Raw genomic sequence first — 10,174 nt, 5'->3', positions numbered from 1 at the left:
GAGTTACAAATAATAATATATAAAAAAACCTCGCTTTCCTCTGCAATTCACAAAGTATTGGCAAGGTTTAAATGTATTGATACTAAGCTTTTTCTGCTTTTTACATTAAAGTTATAAGGATTTAATGTCGATTATAATTTGACTTATGGAATAAGCAATCATTAATTTTGAAAAAATGACTTTTAGCGATCTAATGTGTCGATTTGCTCATTTCTGTAGTGGTATGTGTCGAGGGTGCAATGTTTTTCGATCAAAGTTATCGATATTATTGTTTTAAATTAGTTAATTAAGATAAAGACTCTGAATTTTGATCTATTGAATTAAATAGCTATCAAGTAGAGCACTATATTTGTATTATCTGCGTCGAACAAAAGGGCTTTATCGTTATTTAAATAATTTATTAAGATGTAGGCGTTCTTCAACGTCTCCATTATGACTTTATAGCTCTAAGCAGTTCGTAGTTTATCTTCTTGTATTTTTACAACAAGAAACTGCATGAAAACTTATGTTTAAAACAACTTCGATGCGGTATTTACCTTGATTTTATTAAGGTAAATCAGCGGGCAAAACTTTAATTGTGTATAAAGGAATTATGTAATGAAAATGAATAAAACGATTTTGGCTGCAGCTTTGGTATTGGGTTTTGCTTCTGTGGCTAACGCTGCTGACCAAGGTCAAGGTACTGTAACTTTCAATGGTTCTATCATTGATGCACCTTGCTCAATCGCTGCAGGTTCTGATGCACAGACTGTTGAAATGGGCCAGATCTCTAACGTGGCACTGCAGAATGGCGGCAAATCATCTGCACATGATTTCCAAATCAAATTGGAAAACTGTGACATTACTACGCTGAAAACTGTAACTACCACTTTCGGCGGTGATGAGTCATCAGCCGTTCCTGGCCTGCTGGGTATCACTGGTGTAGCTGAAGGTGCTGGTATCGCAATCGTTGATGGTACTGGTACAGCTATTAAACTGGGTACTGCGACTGCTGACCATACCCTGGTTAATGGTAACAACACCCTGGCATTCTCTGCTTACCTGCAGGGCAGCACTGTATCTGACGCTATCAAACCAGGTAGCTTCTCAAGCGTAGCTGACTTCACGCTGGCTTACCAATAAGCATCATTTTCTAATTCGACATGCGGATTTTTCCGCATGTCTTTTTCTCTTGAGAAAGATACGTGCTGGATGAGTTAGGTGATTTATGTCCAAGTCATTTTTTTTGATAGTGCCTCCTTCCTTACTGATGGCGTCATTGCTGAGTCTTCCGGTAATGGCTGATCCCATGAAAACAGATTGGGGCCGCGTGAGTATGGAAGGAAGTATTACTGATACCGCTTGCGCTATAGATCCAGGAAGTTTGGAACAAACCATTGATATGGCAATTCTGCCTATCGGTCAGTTGGTTCAAAACGGCGTTGGAGATGACCATCCCTTTGCGATCCGTTTGCTAGATTGCACGATAGTTCATCCCGATCCAGACAAATCGAACCGGCAACATTTTGCCGTGACATTTGATGGTGCCGCGGACGGTAATAATTTTGCGGTTTACGGAGAAGCCGAAGGAGTAGCAATGCAAATCATTGATGATAAAGGCAATGCATCAACTCCAGGGGTAGCATCACCGGAAATAAATATCATCCCTGCTGATCTGAAACTCAATTATGCCCTGCGGTTAGTGGGCAATGGCAAGATGCTGCGTGCTGGAACTTATCATTCTAGCGTTCGTTTCAAATTGGATTATTACTGATTTCAATGAGTAAGGTGACATATCCCATGGTATCCGCTCGTTCCATTACCTCCGGTATTGCCTGTCGTGATTTATTGCGAATTCTGATTGCTGTTGCATTAAGTGGCAATGCGTATGGTGTGTTTGCTAGTGATGATATTCAGTTTAATACAGATGTGCTGGATACCAAGGATCGCGCTAACTTTGACCTGAGCCAGTTCTCCCAACGCGGTTATATCATGCCCGGGAGTTATAACTTATTGGTTAGTATGAATAAGCAGGAACTCAGTGAACAGCCGATTGTATTCTATGTTTCTGAGAAAGATCCCAAAAAAAGTGAGGCGTGTTTATCACCTCAGTTAATTGAATTACTGGCATTGAAAGAAGATAGCTTCAAAAAGCTAACCTGGTCGCGTGATGGGGAATGTCTGGATATCAGCAGCTTGCCCGGCTTGACTGTGGAGGGCGATTTGGCCACTTCATCGCTGCACCTGAGTGTGCCGCAAGCTTGGTTGGAATACAGCGAACCGGATTGGGATCCGCCATCTCGTTGGGAAGACGGTCTTCCCGGTGTGCTGTTTGACTATAACCTGTTAGGCCAGTTGAACCGCCAGCAAAAGAGCAATACCAGCAATAACACCTTGAGCGGGAACGGAACCACCGGCGCTAACTTAGGTGCCTGGCGCCTACGTGCTGATTGGCAGAGCCGAATTGATCAGGTTTCTGGTTCACCGACTGAACGCCAATGGGATTGGAGCCGTTATTACGCCTATCGCGCTATCCCGAATTTGGGTGCTAAGTTGACGCTGGGTGAAGATTTTCTGAACTCCGCCATCTTTGATAGCTTCCGCTTCAACGGCGCTAGCCTGGCGACGGATGACAATATGTTACCGCCGAATTTGCGTGGCTATGCACCTGAGATTACCGGTGTTGCCCGAACCAATGCGCGGGTCATTGTGAGTCAGCAAGGGCGAGTGTTGAGTGAAACACTGGTCGCTGCCGGTCCTTTCCGCATCCAGAACTTGAACAGTTTTGTTTCTGGAACGTTGGATGTGCGAGTAGAAGAGCTTGATGGACAAATTCAACGATTTCAGGTGAATACCGCCAGTATTCCTTACCTGACCCGCCCTGGTATGGTGCGCTACCGCGTGGCTGCAGGTAAGCCTTCGAGTATCGGGCATCGCTCTGAAGGGCCGGTATTTGGTACCGGGGAATTCTCCTGGGGGATCAATAGCGGCTGGTCATTGTTTGGTGGTGGGATCAGCGGTGAAAACGAATATCAAGCGGCATCCATGGGGATTGGCCGTGACTTGATGGAATTTGGTGCAGTGTCGGTTGATATGACCCAATCGTGGGCCACTTTACCCGAGAAAGGCACTTTGAGTGGTGGCTCTTATCGAGTCAACTATTCGAAAAACTTTCAGGAAACAGGCAGTCAGGTGACATTTGCTGGCTATCGCTTCTCTGAACGTAATTTTATGAGCATGACGGAATATCTCGACACACGTTATCGCGGTAATACCGTGGGCGGCAATAAAGAGATGTACACCATCAGCTTCAACCAGCAATTTCAGGATCTGGGGCTGAGCGCGTATCTGAACTATAGCCATCAAACATATTGGGATCGCTCGGCGAATGACCGCTATAACCTGTCACTCTCGCGCTATTTTGATATTGGCAAAGTGAAAAACGTCAGTATGACATTCTCGGCTTTCCGGAACCGTTATAACGAAAGCAATGATGATGGGGTGTATCTGTCCTTGTCTATGCCGATTGGCAACACGGCAACAATCAGTTATAGCGCGTCAGTCAATGGCCGTGAAAACAGCCAGCGAGTGGGGTATTCCGATCGCATAGATGCCCATAACAACTACCAGGTCAATACCGGTGTAGCACGTAGCGGCGCGTTGGTCAGTGGTAACTATAATCACATTGGCAGTAGCGCGGATATTAACGCCAATGCCAGTTATCAGGAAGGCCAATACTCTTCCGTCGGTGTCGGTGTTCAGGGCGGGGCGACTATTACGGCTGAAGGCGGGGCTCTACATCGGGTGAATACGCTTGGTGGAACCCGACTGTTACTTGATACCCAAGGGGTATCCGGTGTTCCAGTTCAGGGATATGGCTCGTCAATACGCACCAACAGGTTTGGTAAAGCGGTGGTCGGTGATGTGAACAGCTATTACCGCAACCGGGCCAGTATAGATATTGATAACCTGGCGGATGATGTTGAAGCCAGAGGAACCGTAGCACAGGTCACACTGACTGAAGGTGCTATTGGTTATCGCCGCTTTAATGTGATTTCCGGCGAAAAAGCGATGGCCATGATACGCATGGCAGATGGCACCTCACCGCCATTTGGGGCCACCGTATTAAATGAAAATAAGCAAGAGACCGGCATTGTTAACGACGACGGTTCCACTTATCTCAGTGGGATAAAAACCGGTGAAACTATGTCAGTAAACTGGAATGGGAAGGCGCAATGCAGCATCACCCTACCGAAGGCACTTTCTCCGGCAATACTGGCGAATCTACTGCTGCCTTGCCAGCCGATAGCGGCGGGGAATAAGCCCCCGGCATCAGAGTAGAAAGCTTTAGTAATGAACCTGTGGATAACCGCGGGTTCCGAGAAGAGAAAATGTTCGGTGCCACCCGGTTCTGACAAAAATTAATTCGAAGGAAAAAGTAATGAAATTGAATAACAAACTGCGTATCACCACGATTTTGGTGACGGCACTTATGACTCAGCAAGCAACAGCAGCGATTGCACTGGATAGAACTCGGGCCATTCTTAATGGCGGCGATAAGTCCATTAGCTTGAATATCAGCAACCAGAATAAGGAATTGCCTTATCTGGCGCAGGGTTGGATTGAAGATGAACAGGGTAACAAGATCAATTCACCATTGACGGTGGTTCCACCGGTTCAGCGTGTAGAACCCGGTGCAATGAGTCAGTTAAAAATACAGTCCTTGCCAGCGGTGAGCCAGTTGGCGCAAGACCGGGAAACCTTGTTCTATTTTAACTTGCGTGAAATTCCACCGCGCTCGGACAAGCCCAATACTTTGCAAATTGCTTTGCAAACGCGCATCAAACTTTTCTACCGCCCAGTGGGCATCGTGCCCCAAAAGGCCGATATGTCGACACCTTGGCAGGAAAAGTTACAGCTGACTCGTCAGGGCGATCGTTACCAGGTTAATAACCCGACACCGTATTACATCACACTGGTCGATGCCAGTGAGAGCAAAACCGGGAAAACAGCTGCGGGCTTCAAGCCACTTATGATTGCGCCAAAAGCGCAGGGTATGTTGGATGTCAGTGCCGGCGCATTGGGTAGTAAACCCGTGCTGACTTATGTCAATGATTTTGGTGGCCGACCAAAATTGGTATTTGGTTGCACGGGTAGCACGTGTTCTGTGGTTGAAAGCATCAAGTAACGGTGTATTTCTGGGCGCTGCATAAAAAGACTGGGCGGATGTCAGGCTGAACAATGAATAAGGAATATGGGATGACTGTTGTTTTTAGGGGAATAGTTACCCGGCTGACTCCGATGGCCATGATGTCCATCATTAAGATGACAGCCATTGCAGGGACGGCGGCCGCAGTGATGACATTATTGTTAAGCAGCTCTGCATGGGCGCTAACTAAGACGGCAACAGTCACTGTTTCAGTCACTATTTTTGCTGCACCGCCTTGTGAGATTAACAGCAACAACACGATTAACGTCGATTTCGGCGATAGCGTCCTGACATCCAATATTGATGGTGTCAACTACATGCAGCCGGTGAACTATACGCTGAACTGTACTGCGGCAGCATCTAATGCGCTGAAAATAAGTATTAAGGGGAATGGTGCGACTTTTGATACCAGTCTCTTGAAAACCAGCAATTCAGCTTTGGGGATCAAATTGATGCGCGATGGGCAGCCACTTGCACTTAACGCGACAACCAATTTTACCTATCCGAATGTTCCTTTGTTGCAGGCGGTACTGATCAAACAAACAAATGCGACGTTGAGCACCGGCTATTTTTCCGGCACAGCGACTCTGGTTGTGGAGTATCAATAATGAAAATTAACTCACTTATTCCACGCTGTTCAGTTGCAGTAGTGCTGGTTGTTGGTAGTACGTTGGCCTATGCGGACAACATGCTGTTCTCGGGCACATTAATTAACCCCGCCCCTTGTGTGATTAATGGGGGGATAATTATTGATGTACCTTTTGGGGAAAATCTGGGTGTGAACAAAATTGATGGCATCAATTATACCCAGACAGTGCCTTACAGCATTACTTGTGAAACGGTCGGTGGCAGTTTGGCATTGGGTATCACGATCGTGAGCGCATCTGTTGCTACATTTGACCCCGCAGCAATACAAACTGATGTTGGGAACCTGGGTATCCGTATTATGAAAAATGGCGTTTCTTTTCCGCTGAATACCCGCGTTGCTTATGACAAAGATAACCCGCCGGTACTTAAAGCCGTTCCTATTAAGGCGACGGGCGCAACATTAAGTGAAGGCAGTTTTGAGGCCACCGCTACATTATTAGTGGATTATCAATAGGATCAAATGATGACTAATTTAAATCAGCTGATGCGCCGTGGGCGAACTATTTTAAGTATTCTGATTCTGAATATTTTTTGGGCTATACCGGCATCGGCTGCTGATAATATGCGTTTTCATGGCGCATTAGTTGCCGAACCCTGCACCATTCGCCCAGGTGATGAAGCCATTAGTTTGAATTTCGGTACGGTAGTCGACAAATACCTATATTCGAATCAGCGTACTTTGGGAAAACAATTCCAAATACACCTGGTTGATTGTGACATTAGCCTGGGTACAACGGCCAATATTAAGTTTACAGGCAATGATAATCTTAAATTACCCGGATTATTGTCCGTCGATGGTAATGATGTCGGAATAGCCATTGGTCTTGAAACATTGGCTGGGAAAGCTTTGCCCCTTAATCAGTCGAGTGATGATATTGCACTTGATACAGGCAACAACATTATTACCTTGAAAGCTTATGTTCAGGGTGAGCCAGATGCAATAACGCAACGCACGATTAAACGCGGTGAGTTCAGCGCCGTCGCAACATTTAATCTGCAATATTATTAATGTGATTTCCCCATTAATTTTATTTCAATACGAATATGTTAACGCTGAAACTCATTATCAACAGCTTAAATGCCGATATGCGGATAGAGACAATGGAACTTAAACGAATGACACAGCCTAATATGCGCTTAAGTAGCCAATATTTCTGGCTAATTGCTTGCGTGCTGTTTTTATTTCCACTTTATAGCCAGGCCAGTGCTTGGGTTTCGACGCAAACGCGGGTCGGACAACAATACCAAGGAACATACTCTTGGCCGAGCGAAGAAATGCAGGGGACACTTTGTACTGCTGCATCTTGTTCTGTGGCGATATGTCACTACTCGACAGCGGCCAATGCTGAAATATGTGGTAACCCATCCAATGCCTTGACGCGAGTTATTGTTTCTCAGGGCGCGACTGCCGAAGTGATGAGAGCGGCCTTTGTGGCTAAAAATGGGGTGTCGGGGAGTTGGGGTACTGTAACAACTGAGCCATTGCGTGCGGCTGGCAGCTGCTTTGGTGTGATGTATTGGCAAGGTTCGAATGATGGTAATACCAGTGGTAGGGTTATTCCCGGCTCTTATTGTGGCGCGGTTCCACCGACCCCAGAAACCTGTGAAATTACCGGTGATGTCTATATCAATTATGGTTCACTTAATCAACAGAATGTTGATGGCGCAATAAAAAGTGAGCCATTAAACATCAAATGCACAGTCAGAACATCGCTGAAATTAACTCTGGTAGGTAGCAAAAGTATCAACCTTGGACAAAGTGGCAAACTGACCTCAACATTAAAAATGTCAGGGCAAGATCTATACAATGGTGTCACGATAGACGCAGCCGCGGGGCAGACACCTTTCCCGATTGAATCAACACTTCATTCGGTGGGATTACCTGATGCGGGCACCTTTAGTGGTAGTGGAGTGGTTATTATGTCCTACCTCTAAATACAGAATCATATGTACTCATTGGCTGAGTACATGATTATTATGAATATAAAATAGCGCTTTAAATTCGCTATTTTTATATTCGTAACTCGGGTGGATTTACTGTTATTTCATTATGGCAGCAGGCTCCCGTGGCATTTATTTATATATAATTTAAAATTAAATAAATGTTATATTTTAGTTGTAATGCATTACATTAATATAGTATAAATTCACTGCGTTAAATTAATGGTTGTTAGCAATAAAACTTAAGATTAAAACGCATACTTCAATGGGCTATTAAATAATAGGCTATAAATTTTTTATTTTCCTTTAAGGATTTTTCTCATGAAAAAAATGAACATGGCTGAAGCAAATACAATCGTTGGCGGTACTGGCGTAACTTGTAAAGATACTTACGAGTGGTTGTCAGGTAGCACTACTTTGACTTGTCAGGCTATTACTACTTGTACTGACAAACACGGTAAAGTGACTAGCCGTACAGCTACAGCTAGCAACATTGCTAACTGCAAATAATATATAAATTAAGTATTCGTTAATTTTTATCGATATTTAATAGTATCCCAGGTAAGTGCGGGAGGGATTTCTGTACTTACCTGATTTATTTCTTTAAATGTGTCACTGATGCTTAAATTCAAGAATTTTCGCATTAATTGAATGTTAGAAAGATTATTTCGTGGGCATAAATGTTATTTGATTCTGTTTATGTCTTACCTGAACTCTGATTGTGAATAGAACTGAATCTATGTCTACTGAAAATAATATGTTTAGGAGTAAGGGATTTTTTATAGGCTATACACTGTTAGTTATCCTTATTTCTTCATTGATAACAACGGCCTATTTCCACTATTTCGTTCTTAATCAGGATGAACAGGAAACCCTATTCGCTGTCAGCAGCAGTGAAGTTGAAAACAGCCCAATCAAAGACGATAAAACGATTATCGAGATCTTCTCTTATGGCTGCCATTACTGCGCCATCAATGAAGAGAATGTGACCCAATTAGAAAACCGCATGCCAGAAGGGACGCGTTTTGTTCGCCTGCATATCAGCAGCGATAAAACCACCGGCTTGGGGCGTTTTGCACCTGTTTTCGCGACCTTATCTGTCATGGGTATTGAACCGCAGCATCGCCAAAGCGCTTACAAAGCGGTGCTCGAAGACAACATCGACCTGAGCGATAACAGCCAGCTCGAAATCTGGCTAAAAGCCAATGACATTGATGTTGCCAAATATCAGCAAGTGAGCCAGTCAGCTGAAGTGAAAGAGTTGCTAGCCTATATGACGGCGGTGACCGCACATTACAAAATTGATGCTACTCCGACCTTTATTGTGGGTAAAAAATGGCTAGCGCTACAGGATCGTCAATTCCCGGCGTTCTCAGATCATCTCTTGTCATTACTCGAGCACGATAAGGCGCTGGAGAAATAATGAGACTGTTAGCCGTATGGAGCTATTTCGCCTGGAGAAACCAGCTCGACAAACTGGCTTTTAGTGGGCGCTTACTCGCCCGCTGGCAGGGAAAAATAGCTATCTGGCTGTTGCGGCACGGTGATTATCGTTTCTTACTGATGCTCGGCGCTTTGCGCCGGGCTTTAGGTTTGGTTTCACGGCATCAGAAAAATCTGGCGCGGGTGGCGGCGGCGAATAGCCAGTGTCTATTAGAAAGTCACAATCGCCCATCGGCACAGAATTTTATTCGTACCGCACAGCGCCGTCAGGTGTTGGAGCTGGCCGCAACTTATGGTCAAAATCGGCGAATTTTAGCGCAGTTAGCCGCCTGTACTGAGCAGTTAGACAGCCAGGTGAGTGCGCTACATGAAGCCGGTTCGCCGGTTATTCTCGCGCCGCTGCACATGGTTTCTGATGTGCTCGCGGGCATGGTGGGTGCGGGGGCTTATCCGGGGCAGGCCACTGTGGTGGTGTCAGCCAGTGCTGAAGCTTATGAAGAGCAGGCGCGGCAAATGGGCGGAGTGAATATTTCCTATTGTTCTATCCATGCTGACAGTCGTGCAATCGCCGGTAACTTGATGGCCGCCATCATGGAAGCCGCCGAGCATAAGCGGAATATTATGATTTTTCCGGATATTACGCCGGATTACACCGTCAATAACCAGCCAGCAGAAACGGCAAAAATGCCCTGCCAGCTGTTTAGCCGCCCTGCCAATTTGCACAGCGGCATTATTCGCCTTGCCAGAGCACTGTCAGCGCAGGTGGTTTTTTATTATCTGTATTACGACAAAGAAATAAAAATTCATATTTATCCTGCGCTTAGTGCGCGGGAAATAAAAAGTAAATTACCTGAATTGATTGAAACATCAATGACGCAGCATCCGCAAGATTGGCTGTTATGGCACTCACATTCATTATTTTTTATTAATGAATAATGTCACTTACGAAGAATA

11 protein-coding genes are annotated in these 10,174 nt (G+C 45.1%); all 11 read left to right on the top strand.

The window, feature by feature from the left end:
* Positions 1 to 597 precede the first annotated feature (597 nt).
* The 11 genes from FTA91_RS00820 (at position 598) to FTA91_RS00770 (ending at position 10,156) form a co-directional block, all read left to right on the top strand.
* Positions 598 to 1,122, top strand: coding sequence for a fimbrial protein (locus tag FTA91_RS00820; protein WP_050114091.1), 525 nt, complete (start codon positions 598 to 600; stop codon positions 1,120 to 1,122).
* A 127-nt stretch (positions 1,123 to 1,249) separates the two neighbouring features.
* The gene (locus FTA91_RS00815; RefSeq protein ID WP_042562677.1) at positions 1,250 to 1,753 is read left to right on the top strand and encodes a fimbrial protein; all 504 of its coding nucleotides are present in this window, start codon (positions 1,250 to 1,252) and stop codon (positions 1,751 to 1,753) included.
* Between the two features lie 26 nt (positions 1,754 to 1,779).
* Entirely contained in the window at positions 1,780 to 4,320 is a 2,541-nt protein-coding gene (locus tag FTA91_RS00810; RefSeq protein WP_174635229.1) for an outer membrane usher protein, read from the top strand.
* A gap of 100 nt (positions 4,321 to 4,420) precedes the next feature.
* Complete coding sequence (locus tag FTA91_RS00805; RefSeq protein WP_186366591.1) at positions 4,421 to 5,167, top strand: fimbria/pilus periplasmic chaperone; 747 nt, start codon at positions 4,421 to 4,423, stop codon at positions 5,165 to 5,167.
* A gap of 71 nt (positions 5,168 to 5,238) precedes the next feature.
* The gene (locus FTA91_RS00800) at positions 5,239 to 5,796 is read left to right on the top strand and encodes a fimbrial protein (RefSeq protein WP_050114097.1); all 558 of its coding nucleotides are present in this window, start codon (positions 5,239 to 5,241) and stop codon (positions 5,794 to 5,796) included.
* On the top strand, positions 5,796 to 6,290 hold the full coding sequence (locus tag FTA91_RS00795; protein ID WP_050114099.1) for a fimbrial protein: 495 nt from the start codon (positions 5,796 to 5,798) through the stop codon (positions 6,288 to 6,290). The genes FTA91_RS00800 and FTA91_RS00795 overlap by 1 nt, the downstream gene beginning before the upstream one ends.
* Positions 6,291 to 6,299: 9 nt before the next feature.
* Positions 6,300 to 6,845, top strand: a complete 546-nt coding sequence (locus tag FTA91_RS00790; RefSeq protein ID WP_050114101.1) for a fimbrial protein — start codon at positions 6,300 to 6,302, stop codon at positions 6,843 to 6,845.
* Between the two features lie 92 nt (positions 6,846 to 6,937).
* On the top strand, positions 6,938 to 7,771 hold the full coding sequence (locus tag FTA91_RS00785) for an MrpH family fimbial adhesin (protein WP_072082575.1): 834 nt from the start codon (positions 6,938 to 6,940) through the stop codon (positions 7,769 to 7,771).
* Between the two features lie 327 nt (positions 7,772 to 8,098).
* A complete protein-coding gene (locus tag FTA91_RS00780; protein ID WP_050114104.1) occupies positions 8,099 to 8,287 on the top strand; it encodes a DUF4762 family protein in 189 nt (62 codons plus the stop codon).
* 247 nt (positions 8,288 to 8,534) lie between these two features.
* On the top strand, positions 8,535 to 9,200 hold the full coding sequence (locus FTA91_RS00775; protein WP_050114203.1) for a DsbA family protein: 666 nt from the start codon (positions 8,535 to 8,537) through the stop codon (positions 9,198 to 9,200).
* Positions 9,200 to 10,156: a lysophospholipid acyltransferase family protein gene (locus tag FTA91_RS00770; RefSeq protein ID WP_050114106.1), complete on the top strand. Its 957-nt coding sequence runs from the start codon at positions 9,200 to 9,202 to the stop codon at positions 10,154 to 10,156. Before FTA91_RS00775 ends, FTA91_RS00770 begins: the two co-directional genes overlap by 1 nt.
* Positions 10,157 to 10,174: the final 18 nt, after the last annotated feature.

It is taken from the genome of Yersinia thracica (assembly GCF_902170565.1).
GTDB lineage: Bacteria > Pseudomonadota > Gammaproteobacteria > Enterobacterales > Enterobacteriaceae > Yersinia > Yersinia thracica.
Note: the sequence above shows the minus strand (reverse complement) of the source record. Positions and strands in the feature narration are given on the sequence as shown.